Here is a 17,309-nt window from a genome sequence, read left to right on the forward strand (position 1 = left end):
CAAGAGATTGGGGCCGAAACTGTCACCTTCCCGTGACCGCAGATGGACCGCGGGAAGGTATTAACATGTCGTAAATGGGGCGAGGATCAGGCGAGCCGGCCGTGGCAGTGCTTGAACTTCTTGCCCGATCCGCAGGGGCAAGGATCGTTCCGGCCGGGACTGCCCCATGTGGTCGGATCATCCTCGACAAAGCCTTCGCGCGGGGTCGATCCCTGCCCAGTGGCATCTGTCGTGGCTCGTGCAACGCTGTCGTCAGCGGCGGCAGCGGCCTGCTGTTGAGCGGCCTGCATCTGCGCAATTAGCTGCTGCTGCTCTTCGGCCGACATGGGCCGGATCTGCCCCAGTTTCTGCGTCACATCTTCACGCAGGCTGTCCAGCAAGCGTTCGAACAATTGGAATCCTTCGGTCTTGTATTCGTTCAGCGGGTCACGCTGCGCATAGCCGCGAAACCCAACCACTGACCGCAGGTGTTCAAGCGTCAACAAATGCTCGCGCCACTTGCCATCAATGGTCTGCAACAACAGCTGTTTTTCCACATTGCGCATGGTTTCCGCGCCAAAGGCCGCTTCCTTCTCGGCCATATGCTTGTCTGTGGCCTCTTCCAGCCGCTCTTGCATGACCGCGTCGTCGACGCCTTCTTCCTCGGCCCATTTCATCACCGGCGCATCTATGCCCAGCTTTTCAATCGTGGCCGCATAAAGACCCTCAGTATCCCACTGGTCTGCATAGGACTTGGGCGGCATGTAGTCCTGCACCAGATCTTCGATCACCTGATACCGCATGTCCTGCGTAATCTCGGACAGGTCCTGGCTTTCCATGATGTCGCGACGCTGGCTAAAGATCACCTTGCGCTGCTCGTTCATCACATCATCAAACTTCAACAGCTGCTTACGGATGTCAAAATTGCGCCCCTCGACCTTGGCCTGCGCGCGTTCCAGCGACTTATTCACCCAAGGGTGCACAATCGCCTCGCCTTCCTTCATGCCCAACGTGCCCAGTACCTTGTCCAAGCGCTCTGACCCGAAAATCCGCATAAGGTCGTCATCAAGGCTCAGAAAGAACGACGACCGCCCTGGATCACCCTGACGGCCAGACCGTCCGCGCAACTGGTTGTCGATCCGGCGGCTTTCGTGGCGTTCCGTGGCCAGTACGAACAGTCCACCAGCGGCCAAGACCTTTTCCTTATCTCCTGCATGTTCCGCTTCGATCTTGGCGCGGACCTCATCCGGGTTCGCATCGGGATCCGCCGCCAAGGCCTCAAGCACCTTCATTTCGACGTTACCGCCCAGCTGAATGTCGGTGCCGCGTCCAGCCATGTTGGTCGCAATTGTCACAGCGCCCAACTTGCCGGCATCAGCGATGATCTGGCTTTCCTTTTCATGCTCACGCGCGTTCAGCACATTGTGCGGGATGTTTTCAGCCTTCAAGAGGTTCGACAGGAATTCCGACTTGTCGATGGACGTTGTACCCACCAAGATCGGCTGACCCTTTTCATGAGCGGCTTTGATCTCTTTCACGACACCGTCGAACTTTTCCTTCGCGGTGCGATAGACCTGATCATTCTCGTCCACACGGGCAATCGGCTTGTTGGTGGGCATCTCGACCACACCCAACCCATAGATCTCTAGAAACTCATCCGCCTCGGTCAACGCCGTGCCAGTCATGCCTGCGAGCTTGTTATAGAGACGGAAGTAGTTCTGGAACGTCACGCTCGCCAGTGTCACGTTTTCCGGCTTGATCGCAGCGCCTTCTTTGGCTTCAATCGCTTGATGCAAACCGTCCGACAAGCGGCGACCAATCATCATCCGCCCGGTGAATTCATCAATCAGCACGACCTCGCCGTCGCGCACGATATAGTCCTTGTCCTTTGTGAACAGTTTGTGCGCCTTCAGACCCTGGCTGACGTGATGCACAATGGTAGCACTCTCCGGGTCGTATAGCGTCTGCCCCTCAGGCAGCAGCCCGATGCGCGACAACTGCTCTTCCAGCCAGTCGTTACCCTCATCGGTAAATGTCGCCTGGCGGGTCTTTTCGTCCAAAGTGTAGTGCTGTTCTTCCACACCGGGGATGATCTTGTCGATCTCGCGATACATCTCGGACCTATCCTGCGCGGGGCCAGAGATGATCAGCGGCGTCCGCGCCTCGTCGATCAGAATGCTGTCCACCTCGTCCACGATCGCAAAGTTGTGGGGGCGCTGGTACATCTGATCCAACTCGGACTTCATGTTGTCGCGCAGATAGTCAAACCCAAGCTCATTGTTGGTGGCATAGGTCACGTCACAGGCATACGCCGCTTTTTTTTCGTCCTCGGGCTGCTGCGGAACCACCACACCGGTGGTCAAACCAAGGGCCGCATACACCTTGCCCATCCACTCCGCATCACGATTTGCCAGATAATCGTTGACCGTGACGATATGAACGCCCTTTCCGGTCAGCGCATTCAGATAGGCTGGAAAGGTTGCCACAAGCGTCTTGCCCTCGCCCGTCTTCATCTCGGCGATATTGCCTTGGTGCAGGAAAATCCCACCCAAAAGCTGTGTGTCAAAGGCCCGCAGCCCCAGCGCACGGCGCGCGGCCTCGCGGCAGTTGGCAAACGCCTCTGGCAGCAGGTCATCCAGACTCTCGCCACCCATCGCCCGTTCGGCCAGCGCTTGCGTCTTTTCCTTCAGCCCATCGTCGGACAGTGCTTTGAACTCTTCCTCAAGTGCATTGATCTTGGCGACCAAGGGCCGCGCCTTTTTCACCTTCCGATCACTCGGCGTGCCAAAGACTTTCTTACTGATCGTTTCAAACCCGAGCATATCTTCTCCGAAATGGTGCGTTGCACCCGTCTGACGTCTAATTGAGAGGAGGTCGCTTGTGGGCGTCACGCGCCCGGCCTAAACAGGGATCAAGACCAGCCCCCTCGAGGCTTCTACGGGATGTAAGGGGCCGGATATGCACTGTCAACGTCGCGCCCCCGGCACGGCTCATCAAGGGAACGTTTAATGCTGAAACATGTGACTTTTGCGGGTGTTTTTGCCCTCTCGACCGCTTTTGCCGGGGCCACATCCGCGCAGGACGCCAACACCGTTGTCGCAACTGTGGGCGATACCGAAATCACACTGGGTGAAATGATCATCGCTCGCGCGCAATTGCCCCCGCGTTATCGCGACTTCCCCGTTTCGGCGCTGTTTGACGGCATTCTCGATCAACTGATCCAACAGCAGCTTCTGGCCGATAGCGCGGGCGAAGTGCCTGCGCGCGTCATGCTGTCACTACGCACCGAAGAACGCAGCCTTATGGCGGGCGAGGCCATCAACAAGATCGCTGAAGACGCCGTCACAGAAGAGGCGATCATCGCCGAATTTGAGAAGATCACCGACGGCAGCACCCCAACGGTTGAATGGAATGCCTCGCACCTGTTGGTCGAAACCGAAGAAGCGGCCGTAGCCGCCCGTGACCGCGTCACAGCAGGCGAAGAATTCGCCAACGTCGCCCGCGACGTCTCGACCGGGCCGTCTGGTCCTTCTGGCGGTGAACTTGGCTGGTTCTCAACCGGCATGATGGTGCCTGCGTTCGAAGAAGCGGTGCAAAACCTAGAACCCGGCGGGTTGTCTGAACCGGTCGAAACGCAATTCGGCTGGCACATCGTCACCCTGAACGACCGACGCAACCAACCGCTGCCGGAACTTGACCAGATGCGCCAAGAAATCGTAGGCCAATTGCAAGAGGCTGCAATCCTCGCACGACTGGCCGAACTTGAGGCGGCAACAGACGTCACACGCCCCGAAGATGGCGCATTTGACCCAGAGCTGCTGAACGCGATGGACCTGCTGGAACCAAAGTAATGACCATCTCACCCCTTGCCCCAGCAGCGTTTCCTGACCTGCCCGTCATTGACGGTGTGACCTTTGCCAGTGCGTCCGCAGGCGTGAAATACGCGGGCCGCACGGATGTGATGCTGGCTCTTCTGGCGTCCGGCAGTACCGTTGCCGGGGTCTACACCCGTTCCGCGACACGGTCCGCCAACGTGCTGGATTGTCAGGCCAAGACTGGTCTTGCAACGGACGGCGGTGCGGCGATCATCGTCAATTCCGGCAACTCCAACGCCTTCACCGGCAAGGCCGGTGATGGCTCTGTTGCGCGCATCTGTGCCGCCGTGGCGGCCAAAGCCGGCCTTAATGAAAACCGCGTCTTCACTGCATCAACAGGCGTCATTGGTGAACCCCTGCCTGACGACCGGATCACCGCCAAGATCGATGACCTTATCGCCGGACAAACCCCGTCTGGCATCGCTCAAGCCGCCCGCGCGATTATGACTACCGACACCTTTGCCAAAGGGGCAACCGCACAGTGCAACATTGGCGGCAAGACCGTGCAGATTGCCGGTATCGCCAAGGGGTCCGGCATGATCGCGCCTGACATGGCAACGATGTTGGTTTACATCTTCACAGATGCCCAGATCGCTCAACCCGACTTGCAGGCCATGCTGACGCGCCTGACCGACAAGACCTTCAACAACATCACCGTCGACAGCGATACCTCCACCTCTGACACGTTAATGATCGCCGCCACCGGTGCAACTGGCGCGGATGTGCAGGGCGATCCAGGGTTCGAGGCGGCCTTGCATGACGTGATGCTGGATTTGTCCCATCAGGTCGTCAAAGACGGCGAAGGTGCGACAAAGTTCGTGACGATCAACGTGACCGGTGCGGCATCTGACGCGGATGCCCGGTTGGTCGCGAAGGCAACCGCCAATTCCCCACTGGTCAAAACCGCCATCGCGGGCGAGGATCCAAACTGGGGCCGCATCGTCATGGCCGTTGGCAAATCCGGTGCTTACGCTGACCGCGACCGCCTGCAAATCACCTTTGGCGATGTTCTTGTGGCCGAAAACGGCTGGGTTGCGGCCAGCTACACCGAAGAGGCCGGTGCCGCACATATGAAGGGTCAGAACATTACCATCGGCATCGACCTTGGAATTGGCACCGGCACCAGCACTGTTTGGACCTGCGATCTGACCCATGGCTACATCACGATCAACGCGGACTACCGGTCTTGAAAACACTTCTGGTCTCTGCGGTTGCGCTGATCGACGTCGACGGGCGTGTGCTGCTTGCCCAACGACCCGAAGGCAAGTCAATGGCGGGTCTGTGGGAGTTTCCGGGCGGAAAGGTTGAACCCGGCGAAACACCAGAGGTCGCCCTGATCCGCGAGTTAGAGGAAGAACTCGGCATCAACACTTGGGCCAGCTGCCTCGCGCCGCTGACCTTCGCCAGTCACACTTACGACGATTTTCACCTTCTGATGCCACTTTTTGCCTGCCGCAAATGGGAGGGCACCCCACAATCTCGCGAAGGCCAAGACCTCAAATGGGTCCGCGCCAACCAATTGCGCGACTACCCGATGCCCGCGGCAGACGTACCCCTGATCCCAATCCTGCGCGAATGGCTTTGAGGTCGCAGAGTTTTCGAAAACTCTACCCAAAACCCTTCAAAGGGTTTTGCCCACCAAAAGACAAAGGGCGGCCCAATTGTACCGCCCTTCGTTTTTCCTGATGCCGTGCTTACAGCGTCCGTTCGACCTCTTCACGCTCGAAGATCTCGATTACGTCCTCTGGTCGGATGTCATCGTAGTTTTCAAACGCCATGCCGCATTCCTGACCGGACTGCACCTCTGGCACTTCGTCTTTGAAACGCTTGAGCGTCTTCAGCGTGCCTTCATGGATCACCACGTTGTCGCGCAGCAGGCGCACGCCTGCGGAGCGACGGGCGACACCTTCGGTGACCAGACAGCCAGCAACCTTGCCGACGCCCGTGACCTTGAACACCTCTTTGATGTTGGCGTACCCGATGAACTTTTCCTTGATCTCGGCGCTCAGCAGGCCAGAGGCCGCTGCTTTCACATCGTCCACAAGGTCATAGATCACCGAATAATACCGGATCTCGACGCCCTTCTGGTTCGCGGTATTTCGCGCAGAGGCATTGGCCCGCACGTTGAACCCGAATACCGGCGCGCCAGATGCTTCGGCAAGGCCGATATCCGTTTCGGTGATCGCGCCAACGCCTGAATGCAGAACGCGCACGCGGACCTCATCGTTGCCGATCTTTTCCATCGCTTGCACGATTGCTTCGGCAGACCCCTGCACGTCGGCTTTCACCAAAATCGGCAGCTCGCTGACGTTCTCGTCCGCCTTGGCGTTCGCCATCAGCTGTTCCAGCGTGGTGGCCGCGCCGGCAGCGGCGCGCTTGTCCTTGGCGGACTTCTCGCGATATTCCGCAATCTCGCGCGCTTGTGCTTCGGAAGAGACAACATTCAGAACGTCACCCGCCTCGGGCGTGCCATTCAGGCCCAACACCTCAACTGGCACCGATGGCCCCGCTTCTTTGACGCGGTCGCCCTTGTCATCGATCAACGCGCGGACCTTACCCCACTGCTCGCCCACAACAAAAATGTCGCCCTGCCGCAGGGTCCCGTTTTGCACCAAAACCGTGGCAACAGGGCCGCGACCCACGTCCAGCTGCGCCTCGATCACCGCGCCAGAAGCGGCACGATCGGGGTTCGCCTTCAGTTCTAGAATCTCGGCTTGCAGCGCGATGGATTCCAGTAGTTCTGGCAGGCCCTGACCCGTAATGGCAGAGACTTCGACGTCCTGCACTTCACCAGACATCTTCTCAACAATGACTTCATGTTGCAGCAGGTCGGTGCGCACCTTGTCGGGGTTCGCCGCCTCGCGGTCGATCTTGTTGATCGCCACGATCATCGGTACTTCAGCGGCCTTGGCATGATTGATCGCTTCCACCGTCTGCGGCATGACCGCATCGTCGGCAGCCACCACAAGCACCACGATATCGGTGACCTGTGCACCGCGTGACCGCATCGACGTAAACGCCGCGTGGCCGGGAGTATCCAGGAAGCTCAGCACCTGACCGCTTTCGGTGGTCACCTGATAAGCACCAATATGCTGCGTGATGCCGCCTGCTTCGCCCGCGACAACACGCGCGTTGCGAATGGCATCCAAGAGCGAGGTTTTACCGTGGTCAACGTGGCCCATGATCGTGATGATCGGCGCACGTGGCTTGAGGTCATCGTCCTTGTCGTCAACCTGATCAATCACATCTTCCACGTCAGAATCAGACACACGTACAACATTGTGACCGAATTCCTCGATGATCAGTTCTGCAGTATCCGCATCAATCGTCTGAGTTTGTGTCGCCATAATTCCATTGGTCATCAGCGATTTAACGACGTCAGCCACCTTCTCGGACATCCGGTTGGCCAATTCGCCGACTGTGATCGCCTCGGGCAATTGCACGTCGCGTACAACCTTTTCACGCTCTACATTGCCGCCCATCGCCTTTTGGCGCGCGCGTTCTTGTTTGCGCTTCATGGCGGCCATTGATTTCTGGCGACCCCCGCCGCCACGCAGGGCGTCATTCAGCGTCAGCTTGCCAGACCGTCGACCATCGTCATCCGAACGGCCCTTGCCGGGCTTGTTATTGCGGTCCTGATTGGCGCGCTCGCGCTCGTTCTTGCTGGGTGCGCGGGTTGGGCGATCAATCGCAGCCTCACCGGGAACAGCAGCAGCCGCAGGAGCGGCAGCCGCAGCCTTGGCTGTTGCAGCGGCGCGCTTCTTGGCCTCTTCTTCCTCGGCCTTCGCCTTGGCACGCTCTTCGCGCTTGCGGTCTTCGGCTTCCTTGGCCTCGGCCTCGGCACGGCGACGGTCACGCTCGGCGGCGCGTTCCTTTTCCTCGGCCTCGCGCTTGGCGGTCTCTTCCGCCTCGCGCGCCTTAGCCAATGCCAGCGCCTTCATCCGGCGCTCCAGCTCGGCCTCGGAAATGCCTGCAGGCCGCTTGGACGGATCACCGCCAACCGGGGTCGATGCACCACCAGCGGCAGGCTTTGCCGCGCCCGGCTTGGGCACCACAACGCGCTTGCGCTTGGTTTCCACCACGACGTTCTTGGTCCGCCCGTGGCTAAAGCTTTGCTTTACATTGCTGGGCCGCGATCCACCAAGACCGAGTGTCTTTTTGCCGTCGTTGTCGCTCATCTAGCTACTTGTCCTTCCCGGTGGCTGATTTACCACCGTCATTCTCGCGCAAGCCTCTCAGCTTTGCGGCTTCCTCTACAACACGGTTGCTGAGTCCGCCAGTGGCGAGCGCGCCATGTATCACACTTTGCCGCCCAAATGCCAAACCCAATTCGGCGGATGTCAAACACCCGTAATATCGGGCCCCTTCGGGCGTCCACAGTTTTGTTTTGCCCCGCTCAGAGCCGTCACTGGCCTGTAACAGAACCCGGACCCGCTCACCCCCGGCAAGCCAGCCCTTAACCTTCTCGAACCCGCACACGGCAAGCCCTGCCTTGCGAGCCAGCGCGAGCAGATCAACGACCCGGCGCGCTAACTGTCGTTCAACTTCCTCTGCCAAACCTTCCGGCACCGTGACGGACTGTTTTGCAGACCGGCTGAACTGGCCTTTGCTGGCCACTTCAAGCGCGGCGCGGTCGGCACTGACGTACATGCCGCGACCCGGCAGCTTGCCCAGTACATCCGGCACCACGCTGTTGTCGGGACCGACAACAAAGCGGATCAGCCCGGACGTGGGCTGGCTTTCACCCGTGACAATGCACCGGCGTTCCGGCCCATCGTCTCGGCTCTTTTTGGCTCCGCCCCGCGTCATCGCGTCCGGTCAGAGGCCCATCAGGCCTCCGCCTCCGCGTTTTCTGCTTCTTCTTCACCTTCTTCCGCCGCAGCGGCTTCAAGCTCTGCCGGATCGACCCAACCCAGCATCACGCGGGCTGTCATGACCATATCCTGCGCCTCTTCAAGGCTAACGTCAAACGGCTCTAGCACACCATCGTCCTTGCTCCGCTCACCGTCGATTGTGGTCCAGCCACCGGCCAGTTCCCAGTCGGCGCAGGTCGCAAAGTCTTCCAGCGTCTTCACACCGTCATTTGCCAGCGCTTCGATCATCAGCGGCGTCAGCCCCTCAAAGTTCACAAGGCTGTCTTCAACGCCCAGCGCACGAGCGTTTTCCATCGCCTTGTTGTTGATCGCTTCCAGATAGTCGCGGGCCCGGGCCTGCAATTCACTTGCAGTGCCTTCGTCAACACCTTCAATGACTAACAGTTCTTCAACTTCGACGTAGGCCACTTCTTCTAGGTTGGTAAAGCCTTCGGACACCAGAAGTTGGGCAAAGAACTCGTCCAGATCAAGGGCATCAACGAACAATTTCGTCCGCACCTCGAATTCGGCCTGACGGCGCTTGGATTCTTCTTCCTCAGTCAGGATGTCGATATCCAACCCCGTCAGCTGCGATGCCAGACGCACATTCTGACCCCGGCGACCAATCGCAAGACTCAACTGCTCTTCCGGCACAACAACTTCGATCTTGCCGGCTTCCTCATCCAGAACCACCTTGCTGACCTCAGCTGGCTGAAGCGCGTTCACCAAGAACGTCGGCATGTCTTCATTCCACGGGATGATGTCGATCTTCTCGCCTTGCAGCTCGTTCACAACGGCCTGCACGCGCGAACCCCGCATACCGACACAAGCGCCCACAGGATCAATCGACCCGTCATAGGAAATAACAGCAATCTTGGCGCGTGAACCGGGGTCACGGGCCACGGCTTTGATCTCGATGATGCCTTCATAGATTTCGGGCACTTCCATCTTGAACAACTCAGCCATGAACTCTGGCGCGGTGCGGCTTAGGAAGATTTGCGGCCCGCGCTGTTCGCGGCGCACGTCCTTGATGAAACACCGGATGCGGTCGTTGGGGCGATATGCCTCGCGCCCGATCTTCTCATTGCGGCGCAGAATCGCCTCACCGGCACCCACATCCACGATGACATTGCCGTATTCTTCGCGCTTGACCATCGCGTTGATGATCGTACCAGCGCGGTCCTTGAATTCCTCAAACTGCTTGTCCCGCTCAGCTTCGCGCACCTTTTGCAGGATCACCTGCTTAGCGCTCTGCGCGGCAATCCGGCCCAGCTCGACCGGTGGCACCTCTTCGATCAGCTGCTGACCGATCTCAGGGTTTTCCATGTACTGCTTGGCCTGCTCAACGGTGAATTCCGCCTGATAGTTCTCAAGCTCTTCGTCCTCGACCACGGTCCGCACACGGGTAAACGTCGCACGACCTGTCTTGCGGTCAATCGACACACGAATGTCCATTTCCGCGCCATAGCGGGACTTGGCAGCCCGGGCGAGCGATTCTTCCATCGCTTCGACCACCAGATTGGGGTCGATCATCTTTTCGCGGGCCACGGCCTCGGCTGTCTGCAACAGCTCCAACTGGTTGGCAGAGGTAATTGCCATCAGGTTTTCTCCTTGTTCGCGCTTGGGCGTTTCTTGGATTTGCCCGTCTTGGACGGGGCAACATTTTCATCACTGTCGATAATCGTCTCGATCTCGTCGAACTGGCTTTCGTCGATCTGGCCCGCATCTTTGCGGCCCTTGAGCACATCGCGGATCAACTCATCGGTTAGCACCAGCTTCGCGTCGGTCAGCCATGCAAACTTCAGACCAATTGTGCCCTCTTCAATGTCGATCAGCACCTCGTCGCCTTCGACACCGGCAAGCGGGCCCTTGAACCTGCGACGGCCGTCGATCAGCTCTTCGGTTTCGATCTTGGCCTCAAAGCCTTGCCATTGGTCAAAGTCCTTCAACCGGGTCAGCGGGCGGTCAATTCCGGGGCTGCTGACTTCAAGGTTATAGGCATCCAATATCGGGTCTTCAACGTCCAGAACGGCAGAGATCGCCGTGCTGATCTGGCCGCATTCATCAACCTCAATCGTCCCATCGGGTTTCTGCGCCATAACCTGCAGCGTGCTTTCCTTGCCGCTCATCAACCGCACGCGCACGATCTCAAACCCCATGTCCTCGACAACGGGTGTGATGATCTCTGTGATCCGGCGGTCAATGGCCGCTTTGGCGATCATGTCGGTCATGCGCTCTCCAAGCACAAAAAAACGGGCGCGCGGCCCGTTGTGATTTCCGGTGGGCGCTGGGGGTGGAGGCCAGCACGCCGCTGTTGCAAGGGATATAGGCCAAGCGTCCGCCTTCCGCAAGGCCCCTGCGTTTATTGCCCCAAAAGGGCGTTCAATTCTTCAACCACACCGCCGCTAAGCGCCTGACCACCAGTCAATGCGGCCTTGGCAACATCCTGCTGTGCCACCGCCATATAATACACCTCGACCGAGGTATTATAACGAATCGCGGCAGCCTGCAGATGGCCAAAGTGATCACCTTCGGGGAAGGCTTGCAGCTTTTCGGCCTCTGACATGTTTGCCAGCGTCTGATAGTCCGCGTGCAACCGTTCCAGACGAATGCGCGACGACTGCACCAACCGTGTCATCTTGTGCATCAGCTGAATCTTCGCCTGATGGTTGACCCGGTGCCCAGAACTCCGCTCGCGCGAATTGGCCGCCCGACCCGCCTGGTTCGACGCAGCGGCCTGCAAAACCGATGACGTTTGAACGGTCGGTGCAGGGGCGCTGGCCATCACGCCGCCATCCCGCGACCCTTGTCCCGATGCTCCGACGGACGAAATGCTCTGCACAGTGCGGGCAGAAGCCTTGCCCGAGTTATCCGCAACAACAGGCCCACCAACGACCAGCAACGCAATCGTAACTGCGCCCGTGATAAACGATTTACCCGCACGCAGGTGAAATCCCCAATTTCGCTGAAAATGAGCCAAAATGGCCTCCGAAACACGTAAAACTAGTTAATCAATTAGCAACGAATTGCGGCGGCATTCGGACGATCAGCAAGAAATCGGGGGGTTTTTGGCCTGAAAATGCAAACGCCCCGCACAATGGCGGGGCGTTCACCTTGATTGTTTCCGTTTAGCTTACGCCACAGACCAACGCTCGGCCATGCGGGCGTTATCCATCTGCCACAGGTTACCAACCGTGTCTGGCGACACGATGCGGTTGTTCACCGCCTGCACATAGTTGGCAAACATCGGCACCAGAACACCACCATCGTCACGCAGGATCTGCTGCATTTCATGGTACTGCTCACGGCGCTTGTCGCTGTCCAGCTCTGCACGTGCGCTCAACAGCAGCTCTTGGAAGCGGGCGCTGTCTTTCTCGTCCCACTGGCTGTCATTCCACGGCACGCCAGCCTCATAGGCGGTCGCGAACATCCAGTCTTCGGTCGCACGACCTGACCAGTAGCAGGCACAGAACGACTTTTTCAGCCAGACGTTGGACCAGTAGCCATCAGCAGGTTCCTGTACCACGTTGATGTTGATACCGGCCCCGGCCGCAGACGCCTGATAAAGCTGTGCTGCATCAACGGCACCTTCAAAGGCCGCATTCGACGCACTCAGATCAACATCAAGCGAGTCCAAACCAGCTTCTTTAAGGTAGAACTTTGCCTTGTCGGCATCGAACTCCAGCTGTTCCATTCCGGCGTGATAGTACTGGTTTGCAGGCCCGATGGGCGTATCGTTACCAACGGCACCGTGGCCTAGCAGAATCTTGTCGACCAACTCCTGACGGTTGATGCCGTACTTCAGCGCGCGTCGCACATTCACATCGTTGAACGGTGATGTGTCTGTCAGCATTGGGAAGCTATAGTGCTGGTTGCCTGTCACTTCCTGAATACGCAGGTTCGGGTTCGCCTTCAGAAGCGCCTCGGTCTTAAAGTCGATCCGGTTGATCGCATCAACCTGACCGGTCATCAGTGCGTTCATCCGCGCAGTGTTGTCGTTGATCGCGATGTATTCGACCTCGTCAAAGAAGCCCGCGCTGTCACCCTTATAGTGACCTTCGACGCGCTTACCAACAAAGCGGACGCCCGGATCAAAGGCCACAACGCTATAAAGGCCCGTGCCGATGCCCTGTGCGATGGCGTTCTCGATGTTGCCCGCTGGGAACATCAGGATGTGATAGTCGCTCATCAGATAGGGGAAGTCAGCGTTGCCAGAGGCAAGCGTGAACTGCACCTGATGCTCGCCCATCTTCTTCATCTCGGTGATGGCTTCGACAATCGGCTTGGCGGCCGACTTCGATCCCTCGCCCACGTGCATCTGCAACGACGCAATCACATCGTCCGCGCCAAACGCCTTGCCGTCATGGAACGTCACACCCTGACGCAGGTTGAATGTCCAGGTCTTGGCGTCGGCAGATGCTTCCCAGCTTTCGGCCAGTTCGCCCTGCAGGCTGCCATCGGCGGCAACTTCGGTCAGGCAATCAAACACACAGCCGTGTGCGGAGGCGATCATGAAGATGTCCGAATGTGTCCGGCCATCCCAGCTATCGGATGTGTTGGCGCCACCCAGACCGGCGGTCAGTTTACCGCCTCTGGTTTGCGCGCGCAGTGGCAGGCCAGTTAGGCCAAGCACACCTGCAGCAACACCGGTCTTAAGTAGACCGCGTCTGCTAAATTGAGTCATTGTTTTCTCCCTAGTTTTAACGTCGGAACCTTTTGGCCCCTTTGATCAACCTGTCTTTGGACAGGCATGATTCGGCTTACATTTTATCAACGGCTGCATCACCGATGTTATCAACTCCGCGTTCATTCAGCAGATTTGTCAGCCAATCAGGGTCCATTTCCGGCACTGATGACAACAATAGATCGGTGTAGGCGTGGTGCGGTGGGGTAAACATCGCCTTCTTCTCCCCCTGCTCAACAACGCGCCCATCTTTCATCACGACAACTTCGTCGGCAATTGCGCGTACTGTCGCAAGGTCATGGGTGATGAACATGTATGACAGCTTCAGCTCGTCCTGCAGTTTTGCCAATAACCGCAAGATGCCTTCAGCCACCAATTGGTCTAGCGCGCTAGTCACCTCGTCACAGATGATGAATTTTGGCTCCGCCGCCAGCGCCCGCGCAATCCCGATCCGTTGCTTTTGCCCACCCGAAAGCTCGGACGGAAGGCGGTTGTAGTATTGCGTCGGCTCAAGCTCGATTTGGTCAAGCAAGCTGTCCACACGGGCGCGCAGATCCTTGCCCGTCAACCCAGTGTAAAACTCCACCGGGCGCGAAATGATGCGCCCGATCGACATGCGCGGGTTCAGCGCGGTATCCGCCATCTGATAAATCATCTGCGCCTGCCGCAGCTGACCCTTGTCGCGCTTGCGATAATCGGCGGGCAGCACATTGCCATCAAACGCGATCTCACCCGCTTTGGGCGGCAAAAGCCCTGTGATGCACCGCGCCGTCGTCGATTTTCCGGACCCGGATTCACCCACCACAGCCACGGTGCGGCCTTCGTGGATGTCAAAGCTGACGTCATGAAGCACCGGCACCGTTCCATAGGCTGCGTCCACATTCCTGACGCTCACAACCGGCACCGCGCCACCGATCACTGCGGGCTTGGTCGGACGCTCAAAACTGCGCACGGCCCACAGGCTCTTGGTGTAATCCTCTTGCGGGGCCGACAACATGGTGCGGGTATCCGCCGTCTCGACCTCGTCACCCTTCAGCAGCACCTTGATCTGGTCCGCCATCTGCGCGACCACTGCCAGGTCATGCGTGATATAGATCGCGGCGGTGTTGTACTCGTCCACGATCTCACGAATGCTCGCTAGCACCTCAATCTGCGTGGTCACATCCAGCGCGGTTGTCGGTTCGTCAAAAATGATCAGATCGGGACGACAGGACATCGCCATCGCTGTCATCGCCCGCTGCAATTGCCCGCCAGAGACTTGGTGCGGATAGCGAAACCCGATGTTGTCGGGGTCCGGAAGGCGCAGCTTGGCATAAAGCTCCATGCCGGTTTCTTCCGCCTCGGCGCGCTTCATTGTGCCGTGCTGCACCGGGCCCTCGACCTGTTGGTCAATGATCCGATGGGCCGGGTTAAATGACGCCGCCGCCGACTGCGCGACATAGGCGATGCGCTTGCCCAACAGGCCGCGCTTGACCGCCGCCGAGGCTTTGACCAGATCAATCCCGTCAAATTCTACCGTGCCGCTGCTGATCCGCACGCCGTCGCGCGTGAACCCCATCGCCGCCAGTCCCAGCGTCGACTTACCCGCACCGGATTCACCAATCAGCCCCAGCACCTCACCCTTTTTCAGGGTCAGATCAACGCCATTGATGATTGGGTTCCACTGCTCGTCCGAGCGTCCTTCAAGCCGGATGTCGCGGATCTTCAGCAGTGTGCTCATTCCTTCAACCCCGACGATTTATGCAGCATCCAGTCGACCACGAAATTCACCGCCACGGTCAGTAACGCAATCGCGCCTGCGGCCAGCAGCGGTGGCAGCGCAGCGGTTGGCGCGAACTGGGCAAAGCTGATGAACGACGCGCTGTCTTTTACCATCGTGCCCCAGTCGGCCAAGGGCGGTTGAATGCCCACACCCAGGAACGACAGCGCCGCAATGGTCAGGAACACAAAGCAGAACCGCAACCCGAACTCGGCCAGCAAGGGGGCCGTGGCGTTGGGCAGAATCTCCTTGAAGATCAGATAGCTCAGGCCTTCGCCGCGCAGCTTTGCCGCTTCGATATAATCCATCACCACGATATTCAGCCCCACCGCACGCGCCAGTCGGAACACCCGTGTGCTGTCAATGACCGCAATGATGACCACCATAAAGATGGTCAGCGGGATGCCCCATTCGGTCGCCCAGACCGTGGCGATTGTCATCAAAAGCAGCGCAAAGATCAGCGACGGGATCGCCATCAGCACATCCACCGCCCGGCTTAGCAATTGGTCCAGCCAACCGCCCAGCGTCGCGGCGAGAAACCCCAACGTCGCGCCCAGCAAGAACGCCAGCAGCGTCGTAGCAAAGGCGATGCCAACCGTGTTCCGCGCGCCATAGATTAGCCGGCTCAGCACGTCGCGGCCAATCTGATCGGTCCCCAACGGATAGGCTGGATCACCGCCCAGCGCAGGGTTGCCGCCAGGGATCACATTGGCGTTCGCCAGAACCTCTTCCTGCCCATAAGGTGCGATCACCGGCGCAAAAACTGCAAGCACCACGTAGATCAGGATCACCAGTAATCCAAAGCTAGCCGTCAGCGGCATTGACCGGAACAGCTTGCGGCTTTCGGCAGTGCCGACAAACTTGCCCAACTGCTTGAACGCAAAAGCGGCAATCATGCTTATGATCAGCCCTTGCACCGCCCAGCGGAAAAACACGACACCGGCCACCGCCGTGCCTGCGTCATTTATGCGAGGCTGGAAGTAGTAGTAGATGCCCCCAACCAGCAGCGCCGCACCCAGCACGTAGCCAAAGGCCACGCCATAGGGCATGTCACGAAACACCGGCGCGTTACTTGTAGCCGTTTGCCCGGCGAACCGCATGACCCAGCCACCCGCCGCTACGGCCAAAAGGGCCACCACAATCCAAAGCGCAAAACTCATTTCGGATGCCTCAGACGCGGGTTCGACAGGATCGACAGAATATCCGCCAACAGGTTCAGCAGGATGTAAGCTGCCGCAAAGATCAAACAGCAGGCCTGCACAATCGGGATATCCCGGTTCTTTACCGCATCCACGAACAGGTTCCCGATGCCGGGGTAGACAAAGACCACCTCAACCACGACCACGCCAGTGATCAGATAGGCAAGGTTCAGGGCGATAACGTTGATGATCGGCGCCAGCGCATTGGGCAGGGCGTGTTTCACGATCACCCGCATTGGCGACATGCCCTTCAGACGTGCCATCTCGATGTAGGGACTGGCCAACAGGTTGATGATCGCCGCACGCGTCATCCGCATCATGTGGGCCGTGACCACCAGCGTCAGCGTGATCGCAGGCAGCATCGTCTTTTCCAACCGCTCAGCAAAACTCAGATCGGCAGAGATATTGGACAGCGACGGGAATATCGGAAAGATAAACGCAAGAAACAGCGTCATAAGATAGGCCATGAAAAATTCGGGACTGCTGATCGAGCTCAGCGTTGCCACGTTGGCCGCACGGTCAAAGACCGTGTTGCGGTAAAGGGCGGCCAGAACACCCAGAGTCACCGCCAACGGCACCGCGATCAGCGCCGTTGTGGTGGCCAGAAACATCGTGTTCGCCAGCCGCGGCGCGATCTGTTCGGCGACACCAACGTCCCCCGCGCCGCCTAGATTGGTGCGAAAGTTCAGCTGCGCGAAACTGGTCCCCAGATCGCCGCGCAGCATATTGCCCAGCCAACTGAAATATCGCACCACAAGCGGCTGATCCAAACCCAAATCGCGGCGGATGGTGGCAACGGATTCTGGTGTAGCCCCTTGGCCCAGGATTGCCTCGGCAAAGTCACCCGGAAGGGCATTCACCGCCAGAAAGATCACGATAGACACAACCAAGAGCGTCAGCAGTCCCAGCAACAGGCGCTGCACAATAATCGTCGCGACGTTTCCCAAATTCTGTCCCCAA

At 58.7% G+C, this 17,309-nt stretch carries 13 protein-coding genes; 3 read left to right on the top strand and 10 right to left on the bottom strand.

The features are described 5' to 3' along the window. Positions 1–86 precede the first annotated feature (86 nt). Positions 87–2,801: a preprotein translocase subunit SecA gene (gene secA / locus AB3Y40_RS15470; protein ID WP_369439777.1), complete on the bottom strand. Its 2,715-nt coding sequence runs from the start codon at positions 2,799–2,801 to the stop codon at positions 87–89. Between the two features lie 186 nt (positions 2,802–2,987). Between secA and AB3Y40_RS15475 the strand changes: the two genes are divergently transcribed. The 3 genes from AB3Y40_RS15475 to mutT are packed head-to-tail and all read left to right on the top strand — an operon-like array spanning position 2,988 to position 5,439. Next, positions 2,988–3,830, top strand: a complete 843-nt coding sequence (locus AB3Y40_RS15475) for a peptidylprolyl isomerase (RefSeq protein WP_369439778.1) — start codon at positions 2,988–2,990, stop codon at positions 3,828–3,830. Further along, positions 3,830–5,044, top strand: a complete 1,215-nt coding sequence (gene argJ, locus AB3Y40_RS15480; protein ID WP_369439779.1) for a bifunctional glutamate N-acetyltransferase/amino-acid acetyltransferase ArgJ — start codon at positions 3,830–3,832, stop codon at positions 5,042–5,044. Before AB3Y40_RS15475 ends, argJ begins: the two co-directional genes overlap by 1 nt. Then, positions 5,041–5,439, top strand: coding sequence for an 8-oxo-dGTP diphosphatase MutT (gene mutT / locus AB3Y40_RS15485; RefSeq protein WP_369439780.1), 399 nt, complete (start codon positions 5,041–5,043; stop codon positions 5,437–5,439). The genes argJ and mutT overlap by 4 nt, the downstream gene beginning before the upstream one ends. 109 nt (positions 5,440–5,548) lie before the next feature. Here mutT and infB read toward each other — a convergent pair whose 3' ends face one another. The 9 genes from infB to AB3Y40_RS15530 form a co-directional block, all read right to left on the bottom strand. Beyond that, positions 5,549–8,032: a translation initiation factor IF-2 gene (infB, locus tag AB3Y40_RS15490; protein WP_369439781.1), complete on the bottom strand. Its 2,484-nt coding sequence runs from the start codon at positions 8,030–8,032 to the stop codon at positions 5,549–5,551. Between the two features lie 4 nt (positions 8,033–8,036). Further along, positions 8,037–8,663, bottom strand: coding sequence for an RNA-binding protein (locus AB3Y40_RS15495; RefSeq protein ID WP_369439782.1), 627 nt, complete (start codon positions 8,661–8,663; stop codon positions 8,037–8,039). Between the two features lie 20 nt (positions 8,664–8,683). After that, on the bottom strand, positions 8,684–10,306 hold the full coding sequence (gene nusA, locus AB3Y40_RS15500; RefSeq protein ID WP_369439783.1) for a transcription termination factor NusA: 1,623 nt from the start codon (positions 10,304–10,306) through the stop codon (positions 8,684–8,686). Then, positions 10,306–10,938 carry a ribosome maturation factor RimP gene (gene rimP / locus AB3Y40_RS15505; protein ID WP_369439784.1) on the bottom strand — a complete coding sequence of 211 codons (633 nt, stop codon included), beginning with the start codon at positions 10,936–10,938 and terminating at the stop codon, positions 10,306–10,308. Before rimP ends, nusA begins: the two co-directional genes overlap by 1 nt. 131 nt (positions 10,939–11,069) lie before the next feature. Beyond that, positions 11,070–11,687 (bottom strand): hypothetical protein, encoded by a 618-nt coding sequence (locus AB3Y40_RS15510; RefSeq protein ID WP_369439785.1) that lies wholly within the window; start codon positions 11,685–11,687, stop codon positions 11,070–11,072. Positions 11,688–11,840: 153 nt separating this feature from the next. Beyond that, positions 11,841–13,391: an ABC transporter substrate-binding protein gene (locus tag AB3Y40_RS15515; protein ID WP_369439786.1), complete on the bottom strand. Its 1,551-nt coding sequence runs from the start codon at positions 13,389–13,391 to the stop codon at positions 11,841–11,843. Between the two features lie 76 nt (positions 13,392–13,467). Then, complete coding sequence (locus tag AB3Y40_RS15520; RefSeq protein WP_369439787.1) at positions 13,468–15,111, bottom strand: ABC transporter ATP-binding protein; 1,644 nt, start codon at positions 15,109–15,111, stop codon at positions 13,468–13,470. Then, positions 15,108–16,310, bottom strand: a complete 1,203-nt coding sequence (locus tag AB3Y40_RS15525) for an ABC transporter permease (RefSeq protein WP_369439788.1) — start codon at positions 16,308–16,310, stop codon at positions 15,108–15,110. The genes AB3Y40_RS15520 and AB3Y40_RS15525 overlap by 4 nt, the downstream gene beginning before the upstream one ends. Next, on the bottom strand, positions 16,307–17,296 hold the full coding sequence (locus AB3Y40_RS15530) for an ABC transporter permease (RefSeq protein ID WP_369439789.1): 990 nt from the start codon (positions 17,294–17,296) through the stop codon (positions 16,307–16,309). The genes AB3Y40_RS15525 and AB3Y40_RS15530 overlap by 4 nt, the downstream gene beginning before the upstream one ends. Positions 17,297–17,309: the final 13 nt, after the last annotated feature.

The sequence above is a fragment of the Yoonia sp. R2331 genome, assembly GCF_041103235.1.
Taxonomy (GTDB): Bacteria; Pseudomonadota; Alphaproteobacteria; order Rhodobacterales; family Rhodobacteraceae; genus CANMYO01.